Genomic DNA, 17,207 nt, shown 5'->3' with positions numbered 1-17,207 from the left:
TCGATGCGGCGGAAGCACGTCCTGGCCATCGGGGGCCGCAACTCCACTGTGGACAAGGTGGAGAAACTGGGGTTGCGGTACTCCATGGTCCAGCTCCCCGGGTGGGTCGACGAGCGCCAGTACACCAGCGCCGAGCGGTACGCCGTGCTGGACTACGAGAACCTCGGCGAACTGCTGGCGGTGTGCCGGGCCTGGCACCGGCTGGACCCGTTCGACGCGGTGGTGACCTTCACCGAGTACGGCCTGGAGAACACCTCCCACTGCGCCATCGACCTGGGCATCCCCGGGAACAACCTGGCCGCCGTCCGGGTCACCCGGGACAAGGGGAAGACCCGGGCGCTGCTCGACGAGCACCGGCTGAGCCCGGTGCGGCACCGGGTGTGCACGACCCTCGAGGACGCGCGTGAGTTCCTGGCGGCCGCGGGCGGCGAGCCGATCGTGGTGAAGCCGCACGACGGCGGCCTCAGCGAGGGCGTGTTCATCGTCGAAAGCGAGGCGGTGCTCGCGCAGCGGTGGGAACGCAGCCGGGCCGCGCGGCCCGGCCCGGTCCTCGCCGAGGAGTTCCTGAGCGGCCCCGAATTCAGCGTGGAGTCGCTGTCGGTCGAGGGCGCGCACGAGATCGTGATGATCACCGAGAAGGTGACGACCCCGCTGCCGCGGTTCGTCGAGCTCGGCCACCAGATGCCGGCCCGGCTCGGCGCCGCCGACCGGCGCCGGGTCGCGGACCTGGTCACCGCGTTCCTCGACCTGGTCGGCCAGCGCACCGGGCCGGCGCACACCGAGATCCGGCTGACGCCCACGGGGCCGAAGCTGATCGAGTCCCAGACCCGGGTCGGCGGCGACCAGATCTGGGAGATGTGCGAACTGGTCACCGGCGTCGACATGATGGCCGAGACGATCGCCGCCCTGGCCGGGGTGGTGCCGCCGTCGCGCACCCCGGTCGCCCCGGCGGCGGCGATCCGCTTCTTCGGGTACGAGAACCTGCGCGTGCTGGACGTCTCCGGGGTGCCGGAGGCCGAACGGGCGCCCGGTGTGGTGCGGGTGGAGTGCGACCTGGCGGCGGGCCGGGAGCTGGGCCTGCTGGTGTCGTCGTACCACCGCCAGGGGTACGTGCTGGCCACCGGCGAGGACACCGGGCAGGCGGCCGGCCGCGCCGAGTCCGCGCGGGACCTGGTCGAGGTCAAGGGGGAACCACTGGGGCCGACGGCGGATTAGGGGGTTCCGATGCGGGGTGCGAGCACGACGTCCGAGTCCGCGGACCGCCGGTACACCCGCCGGGCGACCGGGCTGATCATCACCCACTACCTGCTGAGCTACCTGGGCTACTACGGCCTGCTGTCCACTTTGGCGGTCGCGCTGAGCGCGGCGTCGTTCGACGCGGGGCAGATCGCCGCGCTCGTCATGGTGTTCGCCCTGACCAACAAGGTGGCCAACATCCCGCTGGCGCCGTGGCTGGGCCGGCTCCCGACGACGGTGTCGGTGCTGATCGGCTGCGTGCTGGCCGGCGCCGGGTTCACCGGCCTGCGCTTCGCCACCGGGATGCCGATGACGGTGCTGTGCCTCGGGTTCGCCGGCGTCGGGATCTCGATCAACGCACTGGGCCTGAAGACCCTGGGTGCGGCGGTCTCGGACCGGCTGGAGAACCGGTCCCGGCTGTTCGCCCTGATCAGCGTCAGCATCAACATCGCGGCAGCCACGTCGGCGCCGGTGGCATTGTTCTTCGTGGAGCGCAAGCACCACGGCGACGTGCTGCTGGCCGTGGCGGCGCTCTACGTGCTGGCCGGGGTGGTGACGTTCGCCAACCGCGCCCGCTTCCCGGACGCCGAGCGCGTGACCCGGGCGTGGTCGCTCGGGCTGTACCTGACGGTCCTGCGCCGGCCGGGCCTGCGCGCGTTCTTCGTGGTGAACTTCTTCTTCTGGATCATGTACGGGCAGTTGTTCAACGCGCTGGCGCTGTACGTGTCGGAGAACCTGCACGAGCCCGCGGCCCTCGGCTCGCTGTACACGGTGAACGCGCTGATGGTGGTCGCGCTCCAGCTCGTCGTCACCCGCCTCGCCGGCCGCTGGCTGAAGGGACGGCACCTGACCACGGTCGTGGCGGCGTACCTGCTGTTCGCGGTGGCGTTCGCGGCGGTGTACGCGGTGCCCGGTTTCGGCGGCGCGATCGCGTTCGTGGTGCTGTTCACGGTGTCGGAGATGCTGTTCATGCCCAGCGGTGACGTGGTGATCGTGCGGGTGATCGGCGAGCAGAACCGCGCGGTGGGCTACAGCATCTTCGCGATCAGCACGGCCCTGGGCGAGGCGCTGGGCAGCGGTTCCGGCGTCGCGGCCCAGCGCTGGCTGACCGACAAGGGCCACGGCACGCTCTTCTGGCTGGCGGCCGCGGGTCTTGCGGTGGTGTTCGCGGCGGTGACCCACCGGCTGCACCGGTCGTCGACCGCGCTGAGCTCGCTCACGTAGCCGGGAACGGTGTGATGACGCCGCTGTGACCACGGTGCCCGAGGCTCCCGTTGCCTTCACCGCGAGGAATTGCCGAAAGAAAATAATCAACCCCGGCGGCCCGGTTTTCCCACGGCGATTCCGCGCCAGGCCGGGATCAGGTGGTGCGCCATTGCCAGAACGACCCCGGCCGACACGCACGACCAGCGATCCGGATACGGGCCGAACACCCCGTACCCGGCACTGCCCACCGCGAGCACGGCCGCCCGGGACACCACCGCCCACGACACCTTTTCGGCGCCGAAACACCCGCACGGCACGCCCGCCCGGCGCGTCCGCAACACGGCCGCATAGCCGGCGAAAACGCCGTAAAGGCCCGCTTGCGTGACCGCCGGCAGCACCACCGCCGACGCCGTGACCAGGAACAACAGCATGCTCAGGCCCACCAGGATCTCCGCGCCCGTAGTCGCCGCCGCCACGAGCGGCACCCGGTTCGGCGGGAACAGGCGATGGACGCGCACCACGGCCCGGTGCTCCGCCGGCCGGGCCGCGTGGGCCACGCCGGCGGTGATCAGAAGAATCGCCCCCGCCGCCGTCAGGGCGGTCATTACCGCCGGCCAGAAATCCCGCATACACCCAATGTATTCACCGACAAAAGTACCGTCCCCGATCGGACCAATCTCGAAACCGTTCCGAAACGATCGTGGCGACCGCCGAATCCGTCGGTTAGTCTCACCGGGCGGATTCGGCGGAAACGGAGGTCCCATGGCGACACAACGGTTGCGGCTGGTGGCGCCCGGGGGTGACCGGGTCACCGTCGACCTCCCCGCCGCCGCTCCCGTTTCGCACGTCGTGGCCGGGGTCCGCTTCGTCGGCGGCTCGTTCGGCACCGGGTTCCAGATCGGGCCGCGCGGCTACCACGACTTCGCCTGCACCCACGTCGCCCCGGCGCAGACGCGGGAGCGGCTGGTCGTGCACGGCCGGGAGGTCGTCGTCGCCGAGGCCCGCGACGGGCAGACGTCGCTGGCCACGCTGATCGGGACCTACCACGAGCTGATGACCGTGTACGCCGGACCGGCCCCGCACCGCGAACGCGTGCTGTCGCTGTTCGGCTCGCTGCGGATCGAAGACCACGTCGACGGCATGACCGTGGTCCCCCGTGCGGCGACGCTGCTGGACTCGGCCAACGAACACCTGGTCGTCGTGGTGCGCGACCACGGTTCCCTCTCGATTCCCGCCCCGCGGCACGCGGCGGCCCTGCTCCCCCGGCACGCGGGTGCCCCCACGAAACACGGCGAGGTCTGGAAGGCCGGGCACGCGCGCTCGTTCGTCCTCGGCTGCCCCGCGGGCGTGGCCGAAGTGCACCTCGCCGACACACCGGTCAAGACCGAGCAGGACCGGCTCGACTGGCTCGACGACATCGGCGTCGCCTGGGACCGCGGATGACGCCGTCGCTCGCGTTCAGCGTCATCACCTGGGCGGCGATCATCCTGCTGTTCTTCGGCCTGGCGGCCGTCCTGCGCGAGGTCCGGCTGCTGCGCGGGACGGTCACCCGGACCGCGGACGGGTTCACCGCCGCACCCCCGGATCTGGAGCTGGGCGACCGGTTCGCCGGCGGCGACCGGATCGTCGCCGCGGTCGACTCCGGCTGCCCGCTGTGCCTGACCGTCGTCGAGCGGCTGGCCCGGCTCGGGGCGGACGCGACACTGCTGACCCACGAACCGCTCGAAACGTGGACGGACCTGGCCGGCGGGCTGCCGGTGGTCAGCGACGGCGAAGCGTGGCGTTCGATCTCCCACCTCTCGCCGCCGGTGCTGATGCTGCTCGACGGCACCGGGCGCGTCCGCCGGCTGGTGCTGCCCGTGCGGGCCGGCGAAGTGGACACCACCCTGGCCGGCTGGACCGGCCCGACGGCAGGAGGCGATTCCGGTGACGCTGGTGTCGGCGCGCATTCCCGACCTTGACCGGCCCGAGCCCGGCGCCGCGGACACCCGTGCGGGCCGGAAGCTCAAGACCGGCGGCACGCGGCGGGCGTTCCTGCGCGCGGTGGCGCTCGGCGCGCTCACGATCGGGGCCACGGCGCTGGACTGGACCGGCCTGTCCCGCATCCGGCGGGCGGACGCCGAGTCCAGCCCGTACGGCATGCCGGGCTACGACCGCAACGACTGCCGGGACGCCTACCCCACCGGCTACCCGGAGCTGCCCGACACCAGCGGCGCCTACGTCAACGCCTACGCCGCCTGCTTCGGCGGGTTCTGGCGGGGCAGCACCTACTGCGACGCGGGCTGGCACAAGTACGGCACCTACAACGAGAACGGCATCCAGGTCGACCACCAGCCGGTGGCCAACACCTGCGGCCAGTTCGTCGGGAAGAACGCCTGGCGCTGGACGACGCCGGACCAGAAGGTCTACCGCTGCTCCGACGGCTTCTCCACCTTCTGGGGCGGCGGGTACACCGGCCAGACGTACCTGACGATCTGCCGGGCCGCTCTTTGACGCACGCACCCGCGCGGCGCCGGTGGCACCCGCTGACCGTCGCCACCGGGCTCGTGCTCGCCGCCGGCGTGACGAGCGCGCTCGGCTCGTGGCTGCTGCCCAGCGCGTGGCTGGTGATGTGCGCGGCCGCCGGGTTCGCCACCAGCGGCTCCAGTTGAAGCCGGAACTCGGCCTTCGTGCTGAGCTCGCCGGTCTGGCGAGGCACACCGGTACTCGCGTTCGCCGCGGGACTCCTCGGCGGCGGCGCCCTGACCGCGATCGTCCTGATCGTGGCCGGTTCGCTGCTGCGCGCACCCCTGCCCCCGGTCGTCCGCTGGGTCTTGGTGGCCGTGGTCCTGGGTGCCGTGCTGCTGCGGGAAACCGGGGTGTGGTCGTTCAAGCTGCCGGAAAACCGGCGCCTGGTGCCGGACACGGTGTTCCGGCTCGGCCGGCACCTCGGGCCGCTGCAGTTCGGGTTCGAGATGGGCACCGGCGCGCGCACCTACCTGCCCAGCGGCCTGCCGTACGCCGCCGCGGCCGCCGTCGCCCTCACCGCCTCCGTGCCCGCCGCCCTGTGCGCGGGCGCCGGATTCGGCCTCGGCCGGGCGCTGATGACGACGGCGAACCTGCGCTACGACAGCGAAAACGGCTGGGACGCGCAATGGCGGGCCCACGGCCGGACGCTGAAGGTCCTGACCGGGGCCGCCTTCCTCGTCCCGCTCGCCGCGATCGCCGTCACGGCGTGGTCTGGTACGCCCTGATCACCGTCTGCGTCAGCGCATTGCCTTCGGTGTCGCGGGCGGTGATCCGCAGCGACACGAACCCCGTCGGGTTGCGCACCACGGCCAGCCCGCCGTTCCCGATGCGCGCGGTCGGGGCCGGTGTCCACGTCACGCCGTCGTCGGCGGACGTCTCGACCCGCAGGTCCGCCAGCCGGAACTCGGGCGCGCCCGGCTGGCGCTGGGCGGTCAGCGCCAGCACGAACGGCCGGCCCGCCGGGGCCCGGCTCTGGTCGTCGACCGCACCCTCGGCGCGCACCACCAGCAGCGGCAACGGGACCGCCGGGGCCGTCAGGCCCGGCTCGCGGAACGTCCACACGACGTCCACCTGCGTGCCGACCACCGACCACGGCACACTGCGGGTGCCGGCCGAGTGCAGCGTGTAGGTGCCGGCACCGTCCGGGATGGGGAACGCCCCGACGGCCGGGTTTTCGGTGGTGCCGAGCGGAACCCCGTCCCGGGACAGCGTGGCGGTGCCGGTGAGGCCGCCCGGCGGCGAGGTGTACTGCTGCGGGTCGCTGCCCGACACGAGCGGGATCGCGTACACGAGCTGGTTCCCGGCGCGGGTCACGCCCCAGCCGTCCTGCGGCGCCCCGAAGGCGGGACCGACCGGGGCCCGGTTCCACCCCGCGTGCTCCGGGCCGGGGCGGTAGGTCCGGTACGAGTAGTTGTTCTCCGCGTCGGTCAGCGGGTCCGGGTACACCGCCACGACGTGCTGCCAGCGCAGCCCGGGCGTGTAGTACTCGGTGCGCCGGCTCGGCAGCGCCTGCGGCGCGATCTCGTAGGTTCCGCTGTAGGCGCCGGGGAACCCGAAGGTGACGGCGTCCAGGCGCAGGCTCTGGGCCGGTGCACCCTGCGTGTGGTAGCGCGCGTCGACCACCGCGAGGTCGCGGTCGCGCACCCGGAACACCGGGTCGGCCGGCACGCGCCCGCGCTCCAGCAGCGCGAGCCGGTAGACGTAGCCGTTCGGGTCGGCCCCGGGCGGCTGGGCGGCCAGCGTGGCCCGGAAGTACAGCGCGTAGGTGTGGTCGGTGATCTGCCGTCCGGAGCCGACCGCGTAGAGCTCGGTGCCCGGCTGGATGGTCCAGGCCAGCGTGCTGGTGCGGGTCGCGGCCGGGTTCCCCGAGACCAGGCCGAGTTCGCCGCCCTGCAGCCGCGCGTCCGGGCGGTCGACCACCGCGCGCACCGGCTTGCCCGCGCGCGCGTCCAGGGTGAACGAGACCTCGCCGGTCACCGGCTCGGACGGCCGCGAGAACGCTGTGACCGCCGCCGGCCGGGTCTGGCCCGCCGGGTCGCCGGAGACGTCGAACGCGTTGAGGTCGTACCGGCCCTTGGGGACGCGCACCACGGCCGTGCCGTCCGGGCCGAACGGGCGGACGCCGAAGGCGGCGCCGGTTGCGGTGTCGACCAGCGTGGCCACCCCCGCGGTGAACTTCCCGTCCCGGCCGATCATCCGGACGGACACGTCGTAGCTCTCGCCCTCGAGCACCGCGCCCAGTGCGGTCTGCACGGCGATCCCGGGTGCCGTCGCGGTCAGCCGGCCGCCGTACTGCCCGGCCCCGGCCGCGTCCGCGCGGAGGGTGACGCCGACGTCGGCACTGCTGTGGGCGGCCACGGCCACCGACGCCGCCGACGGCGTGAACAGCTGCGCCGGAGCGCCGTCCGGTCCGGTGGCGGTGGTGGAGAGGGCCAGCGTGACGGCGGTGTCGCCGTCGTTGCGGTAGGTCACGGTCTTCGTGACGGCCTGGGTGCGGGGCCAGGCGAGGAAGCCGTAGCCGAGGCTACCGGTCGTGGCGGTGACCTGCTGCGTCACCGCGCGGCCCACGTCGACGCGGCCGGCGCCCTGCTCGTCGACGCGGGCGGTGGGTTTCGCGGTGCTCGTGAGGGTCGCCTTGAGCCGGCCGGCGAGCCAGTCCGGGTGCTGCTGCACCAGCAGCGCCGCCGAGCCGGCGACGTGCGGGGCCGCCATCGACGTCCCGGTCAACCGGGCGTAGCTGTCGCCGACCGGCGCGGTGTCGCCGTCGCGGGTGCCCGCGGCCCGGGCCGAAACGATCCCCTCGCCGGGTGCGGCGATGTCGGGCTTGATCGCGTGGTCGCCCAGCCGGAACCCGCGGTTGGAGAACGCGCTGGTGGTGTCCTGGGCGGAGACGCTGCCGACGGCCAGCGCCGCGTCGGCGGCCGCGGGCGCGACCACCGGGCCCGGTTCGGGCAGGTCGTTCGACCGGTCGTTGCCCGCCGGCGCGACGAACAGCGTCCCGTACCGGCCGGTGAGCGCGTTGACCGCCTGGGACACCGGATCGGTGCCGTCGGTCGCGTCGCCGCCGAGGCTCAGGTTGACCACGCGCACCTGGGGCGCGATCCACTCCAGGCCGGCGATCACCGCGGATTCGGGGCAGCCGTAGGCGACGCACACCTTGCCGCTGATCAGCTGCGCGTCCGGGGCGACCCCGCGGTAGCGGCCGCCGGACGCGGCCCCGGTGCCGGCGATGATCCCGGCGACGTGCGTGCCGTGCCCGAGGTCGTCGCTCGCGTCGGGCCGGGTGCCGGTGAAGTCCTTCGCCGCCACGACCTTGCCGGCCAGGTCCGGGTGCCCGGCCTGGACGCCGGTGTCGAGCAGCCCGACCGTCACGCCGCGGCCCGTGTAACCCGCCTGCCAGGCGACCGGGCCGCCGATCTGCGGGACGCTGACGTCGAGGGCGGGGTGGGCCAGGCCGTCCAGCCACACCCGGTCGATCCCGGCCCGCAGCGACGAGCCGGTCCCGGCCGTCAGCCACCGCCAGAACTCCGTGCCGCGGCGCCGGTCCTGGCGCAGGGCGGTGCCGTGCACGCTCGGCAGGTCGCGGACCGTCGTGGCGGCCGCCGGTTCCGGTGCGGCCGCGGCCGCCGGGCGCGTCACGATCAGCGGGAGGGCCGGCGAGGAATCGGCGAGGTGCTGCTTCAGCAGCTCGGAGACGTCGAACAGCCGCGGGTCCAGCCGGCCGGCGGCCACCAGCGGCAGCGCGTCCGAGGGCACCACGGAGATGTCCCCGGTCTTCGTGCCGGTACGGGTCTCGCGGACGAATCCGATCCGCTCGCGGCCCGGGGCCGGTTCGACCACGACCGCGCCGCCGCCGGGGGACTCCGGCAGGACCCGCACGCGGTCGCCGGTGATCAGCGTGACCGTTTGCGCGGCCGAGCCGGGTCCCACGGGCGTCGCCCCCGGTTTTGCCACGGCCGGCGGCGAAACCACCACCAGGGCGGCCACCACGACGGCCGCCATCGCCTTCGGTTCGCGACGCATGTCAGACCCCTCCGCCGAGCTCGTTTCCCATTGCCGAACCGCACAATGCCCCAGTTGTCGCCGGCGCTTTCGACCGCGCGGTACGTTACACGCCGCCGACGCTTGTTTCCGGCGTCCGGAATCGCGAATCACCCGGGTGTCGCAATGGGAAATTGATCTCGAAGAAGGTGGGGAAAAGGCGCGCCCGCCGGAGAACGGCTCCGGCGGGCGCGCTGGGTCGAACCCCGGTCAGAAACCGGCCGCCTGGGCGGCGTTGAGCACCGGGACCCACGTGTTCGACGCGGCACGCGCGTAGAACGAGTTCGTGGACCGGTCGCTGCCGGAGGTGACCGCGAGCAGCTGGTTGCTGCCGTTGATCACCGGGCCGCCGCTCCAGCCGCCGAAGGCGACGCAGTTGTTCGTGAACAGGTAGGTGTCGCCGTTGAAGCCACCGACGTCCCGGCCGTTGCCGATGCAGTGCAGCTGGTTCTGGCCGCCGTACATCTCCTGCGGGTAGCCGTGGGTGTCCCAGCCGTTGATCACGCCGGAGTTGTTCGACAGCCAGCCGAGGCCGCCCACCACGTTGGTGATCTTGTTGGCGCCCTGCGCGGCGATCGCCACGGTCGCGACGTCGTCCTCGTGGGTGACGCCGTCGTTGCCGTGGTTGAAGTAGGTCGTCGGGATCCAGAACGTCGCCGCGTTCCAGGTGCCCAGCGGACGGCTGTTGTTGTCGTAGGAGGGGATGAAGATGAGGTTCTGGCTCCAGAGCTGCTGGTTGGCGGCGCCCTGGAACACGCAGTGGGCCGCGGTGGCGACCACGCTCTTGCCGGTGGAGTTGATCACCGAGCCGGAGCAGACGTAGGTGAGGTTGTCCCGGGGGTTGACGAAGAAGATCTTCCCGGTCACCCGGGTCTTGAAGTCCGACGTGTACGGCCGGGCCAGCTGCGCGTTGCCAAACTGGTCACCGCCCGGGGTCAGCACCGGCGAAGCCGACCGGGGCTGCGCCGCCACCTTCGGGGCGTCCTGGGCGACGGGTCTGGCGCTGCGCAGCCGCTCCGGCGTCCAGAACTTGCCCGCCTGCTCCTGGGCGAACCGGTCGGCCTGCGGGGACTGCACGACGCCGTCCGCCGCCGCGGCGGACGCGGCCGGCGCGGCGACCAGCACGGCGCCGGCCACCAGGCCGGCCGAAGCCAGCAGTGTTTTCAGCCGCAAAGCGCGGATTCCCATATGTCCTCCTCCGGATGAATGCACACCAAAGCCGGTATCGCGAAAACGGGTGCACGGTAAATGTGATCGGATTCCGATCCCCCATGATCGGCGACCCGGCAACCCCGCAAAACTGGCGGCAGTTCGGGGCCGTCACACAGTGTTCCGTGCTCCCGAAGTGCCGTCAAGGGAAATGGACACCCGGAACATTCATGATTCTTTTCCGCCTGCACGCCGGGAAAGAACCGTGAAACTTACCGCCGCGGATTGCTCCGGCCGGCCCAGCGCCGGCGCACGACCGGGCTATGGCGCGGTGCGCTCGGCTACCAAGGCGGCCGCGGGGCCGTCAATGCCCGGCCGGGCAGGCTTTCCCGCCCGAGCGGCACGCGGCGCCGGCGGAGCGGTCAGCCCACCGCCCGGCGCAACGCGCGGCCGAACACCTCGACGTCACCGACAGTGTTGTGGTGGTGGGCCGACATCCGCACGAACCGGTCCACCCCGGCGGCCGCCAGGTACAGCGGCGTGTGCGAGCCCAGTGCCACCCAGCCGGTCACGCCGTCCTCGGCGAGCACCGCGCGGATCCGGTCCGCCGGCACGCTTTCGTGCCGGAACGAGACGATCGGCGTGCGGCTGCCCGGCGGGCCCAGCACCCGGGCGCCCGGCGTCCCGGCCACCACGTCGTGCAGGGCGTCGATCACCTCGGGGGCCGGGCCGCCCGGGTGGGCCAGCGCGTGCTCGGCCGCGGCCAGCAGGCCCAGGGTGACCGCGTTGCTGCGTTCGGCCGTTTCCAGGCGCGCCGCCGTCGGGTCCGTGAGGCGGAAGCTGTGCAGGGACTCGACGTCGGCGACGTGCAGGTCGGCGAACCCGGGCGCCAGCCGGTCCTGCAGATCCGGGCGCACGTAGGCGAATCCGCTGCCCCGCGGCCCGCGCAGGAACTTGCGGCCGGCCGCGGTCAGCGCGTGGCAGCCGATCGCCCCGACGTCGACCCGGCGCTGGCCGACGGTCTGGCACGCGTCCACCACGTAGACCGCCGCCGAACCCGCCAGCACCGCGCCGATCCGCTCGACCGGCAGCACCACCCCGGCGCCCGAGGGCATGTGCACGACCGAGACGAGCGCGACCCGGTCGTCGAGGTGGGTGCGCATCCATTCGAGGTCGAGTTCGCCGTCCGGGCCGAGCGGGACGACCTCCAGCGTGCACCGGCGGCGGCGGGCCAGCTGCTGCAGCGCGATCAGGTTGCCGGCGTATTCGTAGGGCGTCAGCCAGATCCGGCTGCCGGCCGGCACGCGCACCCGGTCCACCACCCGGCACCAGGCGTCGGTCGCGCTGCCGAACAAGGCGATCTCCCCGGGGCGCGCGCCCACCAGCTGCGCGAGCCGCGCGTACACGGTGCTCGTCAGGTCGGCGTCGTGCACCGCCTCGGCTTCGTACGGGCCCAGTTCGGCTTCGAGCGCCAGGTAGGCGGCCATCACGCGGGGCACCGCGGGGGCCGGGACACCCGCGCCCGCGGTGTTGAAGTGGATGCGCCGCCCGCTCACGAACGCCCGGACGCCGGGTCCCCGGCGCCGCCGGACCGGGCGCCCCGCATCGCCGCCAGCGCGGCCATTTCGGCGAAACTGCGGTCCGCGGTCCGCGGATCCCCGCCGGCGCGCCGCCAATCGCGGTACTTGGCCGCGTAACTGATCAGCGTCTCCTTGCCCCGTTCCTTCCGGGTGCGGGTGACGATTCCGGCCCACAACGCGTCCCAGCGGGCGTAGGCGCGGTCGCCCAGCAGCACTTCGTGCGCCTTCTTCATGTTCCAGAACGGCACCCCGGTGTTGAGGTGGTGCACCAGGTGGAAGTTGTCGTTGTGCCGGCCGAGCAGGAAGCGCTCCACCGCCCAGCCGTGCCGGTTGCGGGTCATCAGGATCTGCCGGTCTTCGCTCTCCGGAAGGGGGTAGTGCTCGGCCAGTTCCGACAGCCAGCCGATGGCGATGGCGGTCGTGAACAGCGGGACGATCCACAGCAGCACGAATTCCAGAAGGAAGCCGCCGACGGCCAGGAACGTGAGGAGCACGGCCCACAAACCGGCCAGGATCCAGCGTTCGGCGCGCAGGCTGACCGGCATCGACACCGTCACCTGTTCCTGCTTGAACAGCACCCGGTCTTCGACGACGTACCGCACGTATTCGAGGGTCCGCAGGCCGGCCACCGCGAACAGGATGTTGCGGAGGAAGAACGTGCGGTTCGACGTGCGGGGGTCGTAGATGCCGACCTCGCGGTGGAAGCTGTAGTCCGGGTCGCGTTCCTCGTCCCCCAGGTTGCGGTGGTGCAGCCCGATGTGCGAACTGCGGTACGGGTTGTACAGGTGGAAGACCAGGTGCGCGGAGAACACCGTGCCCAGCAGCAGGTTCAGCGCCGGGTTGCGCGCGAGCACCTTGTGCGACGCTTCGTGCAGGATGTTGACCAGTGCGCGCTGCGTCGAGCCGATGAGGACGAGCGAGACGGGATAACACCACCAGGACACCCCGACGCACAGGAAGACCGCGGCGGCGATGACGGCGTAATCGAACAGCAGGCCCAGCACGGCGTGGTAATTGTCGGTCCTGCACAGCTCGCGGAGCCGCCGCCGGATTTGCGGGGAAAGCCTGCTGAAATCGAAGTCGAGATGGGCGGGCTGGTCAGCGAACGCGGAGGACATCGGGCCTTCCTCTGGACAAGGGCAGCACACCGGCGTTCCCCGGGAACCCCCGGCGCGCTGCGGCTCTGGCGCCGGCGCGCGGCCGGGCACCGGCCTCGGCGGCCGATGCCGGGCCGGGACACCGGCGGCCACGGCGATGGCGCTTGGAATGGTGGAGCGGAATTTTCCCCGTTATGCGGAAACCGGCCGGTCAGGAGGGCCAGTCGATGTCGGAGTCCGAATCGGAACCACCGCCCGAAGGCGAGCGGAGCCGGGCCGTCGACAGGCCGTCGAACGACGACGATGGGCACGCGAAACCGGAACGAATGTCTATCCGAGAGCAGACCATGATTGAAGAACATCCCCCGACGTGATCTTGTGAGATTCACCCCTGGCAAATAGCCACGAAAGCCACGAACCCACACTACGACGGCTGGCAAAGTTTGGCAATACCGGGTTGCAGCCCGAACCGGCGAACTTCTGACCACCGCGTTCCGTGACCACCAGGGGCCCCGCACCTGCGGCGATCCGTTCATCCGGCGAAGCGGACGAGGACCGCGTAGCCTGGACGCCGCCCCGAGGGGACGTGGCTCCGACGCCCGGCCGACATGCCGTGCGTCGCCGGGGTTTGCCAATGGTTGCCCGGGTAGGCACAATACAGGGAACGACCCCCCGCCGACGCTCCCGCGCCCGGCCCTAGCGAACAGCCTCGAGGTTCAAATGCTGAAACAGCCCGATTTCGGGCAGCGACTGAGGGCCCTCCGGCTGGCCAGCGGCCTCTCCCAGGCCGACCTCGCCGGTGGCACGATTTCGACCGGCTACCTGTCGCGCCTGGAGTCCGGTGCCCGGCCGCCGACGGCCCGCGTGATCGCCCACCTGAGCGAGCGGCTGGGCCTGCCCCTGTCGGCGTTCGAGAGCGAGCAGGCGTCCTCGCTGGCCCAGGTGCTCGCGTCGGTGACCTCCGCCTCCGAAGCGGACCTCACCGAACTGCTGGTCGAGGCGCTGCAGTCCGACGGCGAGCAGGCCCCCGCCCTGCGCTGGCAGGCGCTGTGGCTGCTGGCCAGGATGCGCGACACGCAGGGGCGGCACGAGGACGAGCACGCGCTGCTGCTCGAGCTGACGGACCTCAGCGACCGGCTGGCCGCGCCGGAACTGCAGGCCAGGGTGGCCACCCGGCTCGCCCGGTGCGTGCGCATCCTCGGTGACATCGACCAGGCGCGCGACTACGCCGCCAAGGCCGTCGAGCTGACCACCACGCTGTCGGTGTCCGACCGGGTCGCCGCGCTGCACGAGCTGGTGTCCGCGGAAGCCGAAGGCGGCCGGCTGGCCGAGGCCAGCGCGCACGCCGACGACCTGTGCAAGCTCACCGAGGCCGGCGGCGGCAGCGCGTACACGAAGGCCCTGTGGGCCTCGGCGACGGTCTGCATCCGCCGCGGCGCGCACGCCGAGGCCCGGGACGCGCTCGAGCGGGCGCTGGAAAGCCTGGACAGCCGCGAGGACCTGCACCTGTGGATGCGCCTGCGGCTGGCCGCGGCGTCGCTGTACCTGCAGGTCACTCCCCCGCAGACCGGGCAGGCGCGGCAGCGGCTCGACGAGATCGGCCCGGTCCTCGACCTGATCGGCACCGAACTGCACCGGCAGCAGGCCCTCTCGCTGCGGGCCCACCTGGCCTACGACGAGGGCGACCTGGCCACCGCGCGGGAGCTGTGCGCCGAAGCGGAGGCCATGGGCATGTGGCTGTCCTTCCGCGACCGGATCCGGCTGGAGGCCCTGCAGAGCAAGCTGGCCATCCTGGACGGGCAGGCCGAAAGCGGGGTCCTGAAGCTGAAGGAACTCGCCCAGCAGGCCCAGGAGCAGCACAACGTCGACCTCGCGGCGGACATCTGGCGGAGCGTGGCCGAGATACTGGCCAACATGCGCGAGGCGCAGGTCTGAACCTCACGGCGCAACGATCGCCAGCGCGTCGATCTCCATCAGGAGGTCCGGCCGGTACAGGGCCACGACCTGCACGACCGTGCTCGCCGGGAGGCGGGCCGGGTCGAAGAACTCGTCGCGCACGGCGAGCACGGCCGGCGCGTGCGCGATGTCGGTGAGGTAGTAGTTGAGCCGGATGACGTCGGCGAACCCCGCCCCCGCGGCCGCCAGGCAGCCACGCATGTTCCCGAACACCTGGCGGGCCTGGGCGGCGGGGTCGCCGGCGCCGACGAACGTGCCGTCGGCCGCGAACGGCAGCTGCCCGGCGAGGGCGATCACCCGGCCGGTGCCCAGCACGACGTGGTGGTAGCCGTCGCTGGGGAACACGCCGTCGGGCTCGGCGATGCGGGTGAGCGCCATGGTCGTCTCCTCGGCGGAAGTCAGCGGGTGGCCAGCAGCCGGCGCAGCCAGCCGACGCGGGTGTGGTGGGCGGTCCGGGAGATCCGGGCGTCGGGCACCCACTCGTCGAAGCTGTGGAACGCACCGGACCAGACGTGCAGCTCGGCGCGCCCGCCCGCGCGCCACAGCCGGGTGGCGAACTCGACGCCTTCGTCGCGCAACGCCTCGACCGAGCCCACCTCGAGGTAGGCCGGTGGCAGGCCGGAGAGGTCCGTGGCCCGCGCGGGCGCGGCGTAGGGCGAGACCTCGCCGGTGCCCCGGCGCTCGCCGAGCAGCGCGGTCCACCCGGTCCGGTTGGAGCGGCCGTCCCACATCCCGACGGTCTCCATCCGGACCGCCGACGGCGAAGCGCAGCGGTCGTCCAGCATGGGGAACTGCAGGAACTGCCCCAGCAGCGCCGGGCCGCCGCGGTCGCGGGCCAGCAGCGCCAGGCCGGCGGCCAGTGCCCCGCCCGCGCTGTTGCCGCTGACGATGATCCGCGTCGGATCGAGGCCGAGCTCCGCGGCGTTCGCGGCCAGCCAGACCAGGCCGGTGTAGCAGTCTTCGACCGGGATCGGGTCCGGGTGCTCGGGCGCGAGCCGGTAGTCGACCGCGACGACCGCGCAGCCGGTCGCCTGCGCCCGGTCGAGTTCGCCCACCAGCTCGCTGCTGCGCGGGTGGCCGGCGACCATGCCGCCGCCGTGGGTGTGGTAGACGACCGGGTGCGGCCCCGGGCCGGTGGCCGGCAGGCACAGCAGCAGCGGGACGTCGCCGTGCGGCCCGGGCACCAGCCGTTCGGCCGTCGTGAAAGCCCCGCCGCGGCGGATTTCGGCGTCGGACAGGCTCGCCGCCTTGCTCGCGGCCCGCCGGTCCGGGATCAGTTCGGGGGTCAGGGACGGGCGGCCGTCGAGGATCGCGCGCAGCGGCGCGTCGAGCTCGGGCTCGAACGGCGGCACCGGGGTGTCCGATGTGGTCACAGTGTCGCTCCGGTGCTGGGGCGCGGACGGCCGCGCCGGGAGTGGACGGGCCGCGGGGGCCGGGCGGGCACCCGCGGCCCGGTGTCACATGCTCGCGCCGGCGCCCTTGGTGAACTCCTCGGTGTCTCCCTGGACGGAGACGCCGGGCCGGCCGTCGACGCCGGCGGTCGTGGTGCCGGCGACGGTCACCCGCTCGCCGCGGCGGTGCTGGTCGCCGTAGTCGCGGACCGCGTAGTGCATGGTCGCCTGGTTGTCCCAGACGAGCAGGTCGCCGACCTGCCACCGCCACCGGACGGTGTACTCGGGCTTGGTGGCGTACTCCATCAGCGTCCGCAGCAGGTCCCGCCCGGCCTGCGGGCCGTACCCGGCGACGCGGCGGGCGAACCCGCCCAGCAGCAGCGCGCGCTCCCCCGTCTCGGGGTGCACCCGGACGGCGGGGTGTTCGGAAGCGAAGACGTTGTTGACGAAGTGGGACTTCGCCGTGCCGGAGTAGGTGGCGTCGGTGAAGTCCGAGTCGTTGCAGTGGATGACCCGCAGGGTGTCGGCGAGCGCCCGCAGCCCTTCGGGCAGCCCCTGGTAGGCCGCGGCCGTGTTCGCGAAGAGCGTGTCGCCGCCCACCGGCGGGCAGACCACGTTGTGCAGGATGGCGAACGCGGGCGGGTTCTCCATGTAGGAGAAGTCGACGTGCCAGTAGTTCGCGCGCGTTCCCTCGCCGCGGGAATCCATCTCGCGCAGCAGGGGCCGGCCTTCCGGGCCGCCGTAGATCGGGTGCCCGAGGGTCAGGTTGCCCAGCCTCCGGCCGAAGGCGACCAGCCCGTCGTAGTCGAGCTGCTGGTTGCGCAGGAAGATCACCTTGTGCGTCAGGAGCGCCGACCGGAGCCCGGCGACCACCTCGTCGCTCAGCTCCGCCGCCGCGTCCACGCCGTGGATCTCGGCGCCGATGTTGCCGGTGACTTGCCGGACATCCACGCCGACGGAACTCGCGGGCGCCATGAGTTCGGTCATGTTCGTGCACCTTTCCGATCGGGCCGCTCCCGGGGGACGCAACCCACGTTGCCAGA

At 72.7% G+C, this 17,207-nt stretch carries 16 protein-coding genes; 8 read left to right on the top strand and 8 right to left on the bottom strand.

Translation table 11 applies throughout. The features are described 5' to 3' along the window. Nucleotides 1-3 precede the first annotated feature (3 nt). Nucleotides 4-1,215, top strand: coding sequence for an ATP-grasp domain-containing protein (locus tag ABZW17_RS22165; protein WP_354817082.1), 1,212 nt, complete (start codon nucleotides 4-6; stop codon nucleotides 1,213-1,215). 9 nt (nucleotides 1,216-1,224) lie between these two features. Further along, complete coding sequence (locus ABZW17_RS22160) at nucleotides 1,225-2,460, top strand: MFS transporter (protein WP_354817079.1); 1,236 nt, start codon at nucleotides 1,225-1,227, stop codon at nucleotides 2,458-2,460. An 86-nt stretch (nucleotides 2,461-2,546) separates the two neighbouring features. Here ABZW17_RS22160 and ABZW17_RS22155 read toward each other — a convergent pair whose 3' ends face one another. Further along, nucleotides 2,547-3,071, bottom strand: a complete 525-nt coding sequence (locus ABZW17_RS22155) for a MauE/DoxX family redox-associated membrane protein (protein WP_354817076.1) — start codon at nucleotides 3,069-3,071, stop codon at nucleotides 2,547-2,549. A 133-nt stretch (nucleotides 3,072-3,204) separates the two neighbouring features. Between ABZW17_RS22155 and ABZW17_RS22150 the strand changes: the two genes are divergently transcribed. Genes ABZW17_RS22150 through ABZW17_RS22130 form a run of 5 tightly spaced genes read left to right on the top strand, consistent with a single transcriptional unit; the run spans nucleotide 3,205 to nucleotide 5,675 of the window. Next, entirely contained in the window at nucleotides 3,205-3,885 is a 681-nt protein-coding gene (locus ABZW17_RS22150; protein ID WP_354817073.1) for a hypothetical protein, read from the top strand. Next, nucleotides 3,882-4,403 carry a hypothetical protein gene (locus tag ABZW17_RS22145; RefSeq protein WP_354817070.1) on the top strand — a complete coding sequence of 174 codons (522 nt, stop codon included), beginning with the start codon at nucleotides 3,882-3,884 and terminating at the stop codon, nucleotides 4,401-4,403. Before ABZW17_RS22150 ends, ABZW17_RS22145 begins: the two co-directional genes overlap by 4 nt. Beyond that, nucleotides 4,369-4,935, top strand: coding sequence for a hypothetical protein (locus tag ABZW17_RS22140; RefSeq protein ID WP_354817067.1), 567 nt, complete (start codon nucleotides 4,369-4,371; stop codon nucleotides 4,933-4,935). The genes ABZW17_RS22145 and ABZW17_RS22140 overlap by 35 nt, the downstream gene beginning before the upstream one ends. Further along, nucleotides 4,932-5,093, top strand: a complete 162-nt coding sequence (locus ABZW17_RS22135; protein ID WP_354817064.1) for a hypothetical protein — start codon at nucleotides 4,932-4,934, stop codon at nucleotides 5,091-5,093. The genes ABZW17_RS22140 and ABZW17_RS22135 overlap by 4 nt, the downstream gene beginning before the upstream one ends. Nucleotides 5,094-5,111: 18 nt before the next feature. Continuing rightward, a complete protein-coding gene (locus tag ABZW17_RS22130; protein ID WP_354817061.1) occupies nucleotides 5,112-5,675 on the top strand; it encodes a hypothetical protein in 564 nt (187 codons plus the stop codon). Here ABZW17_RS22130 and ABZW17_RS22125 read toward each other — a convergent pair. The 4 genes from ABZW17_RS22125 to ABZW17_RS22110 all read right to left on the bottom strand — a co-directional run bounded on the left by ABZW17_RS22125 (nucleotide 5,650) and on the right by ABZW17_RS22110 (nucleotide 12,838). Next, nucleotides 5,650-8,973 carry a S8 family serine peptidase gene (locus ABZW17_RS22125; RefSeq protein ID WP_354817058.1) on the bottom strand — a complete coding sequence of 1,108 codons (3,324 nt, stop codon included), beginning with the start codon at nucleotides 8,971-8,973 and terminating at the stop codon, nucleotides 5,650-5,652. The two genes, ABZW17_RS22130 and ABZW17_RS22125, sit on opposite strands and share 26 nt — an antisense overlap. A 228-nt stretch (nucleotides 8,974-9,201) precedes the next feature. Beyond that, complete coding sequence (locus tag ABZW17_RS22120; protein WP_354817055.1) at nucleotides 9,202-10,179, bottom strand: trypsin-like serine protease; 978 nt, start codon at nucleotides 10,177-10,179, stop codon at nucleotides 9,202-9,204. A 383-nt stretch (nucleotides 10,180-10,562) separates the two neighbouring features. Next, nucleotides 10,563-11,696 carry an aminotransferase class V-fold PLP-dependent enzyme gene (locus ABZW17_RS22115; RefSeq protein ID WP_354817052.1) on the bottom strand — a complete coding sequence of 378 codons (1,134 nt, stop codon included), beginning with the start codon at nucleotides 11,694-11,696 and terminating at the stop codon, nucleotides 10,563-10,565. Further along, nucleotides 11,693-12,838, bottom strand: a complete 1,146-nt coding sequence (locus ABZW17_RS22110) for a fatty acid desaturase family protein (protein WP_354817049.1) — start codon at nucleotides 12,836-12,838, stop codon at nucleotides 11,693-11,695. Before ABZW17_RS22110 ends, ABZW17_RS22115 begins: the two co-directional genes overlap by 4 nt. Nucleotides 12,839-13,537: 699 nt before the next feature. Here ABZW17_RS22110 and ABZW17_RS22105 point away from each other — a divergent pair. Then, nucleotides 13,538-14,752 carry a helix-turn-helix transcriptional regulator gene (locus ABZW17_RS22105; RefSeq protein ID WP_354817046.1) on the top strand — a complete coding sequence of 405 codons (1,215 nt, stop codon included), beginning with the start codon at nucleotides 13,538-13,540 and terminating at the stop codon, nucleotides 14,750-14,752. Nucleotides 14,753-14,755: 3 nt separating this feature from the next. Here the strand turns inward: ABZW17_RS22105 and ABZW17_RS22100 are convergent, their stop codons facing one another. From ABZW17_RS22100 to ABZW17_RS22090, 3 genes are all read right to left on the bottom strand, one after another. Further along, nucleotides 14,756-15,151 (bottom strand): RidA family protein, encoded by a 396-nt coding sequence (locus ABZW17_RS22100; RefSeq protein ID WP_354817043.1) that lies wholly within the window; start codon nucleotides 15,149-15,151, stop codon nucleotides 14,756-14,758. A 20-nt stretch (nucleotides 15,152-15,171) separates the two neighbouring features. Next, nucleotides 15,172-16,146, bottom strand: a complete 975-nt coding sequence (locus tag ABZW17_RS22095; protein ID WP_354817040.1) for an alpha/beta hydrolase — start codon at nucleotides 16,144-16,146, stop codon at nucleotides 15,172-15,174. Nucleotides 16,147-16,230: 84 nt separating this feature from the next. Continuing rightward, nucleotides 16,231-17,151, bottom strand: a complete 921-nt coding sequence (locus ABZW17_RS22090) for a TauD/TfdA family dioxygenase (RefSeq protein ID WP_354817037.1) — start codon at nucleotides 17,149-17,151, stop codon at nucleotides 16,231-16,233. Between the last annotated feature and the right edge of the window lie 56 nt (nucleotides 17,152-17,207).

Source organism: Amycolatopsis sp. NPDC004625 (assembly GCF_040609695.1).
Classification (GTDB): domain Bacteria; phylum Actinomycetota; class Actinomycetes; order Mycobacteriales; family Pseudonocardiaceae; genus Amycolatopsis.
This window is presented reverse-complemented; position numbering and strand designations above follow the sequence as displayed.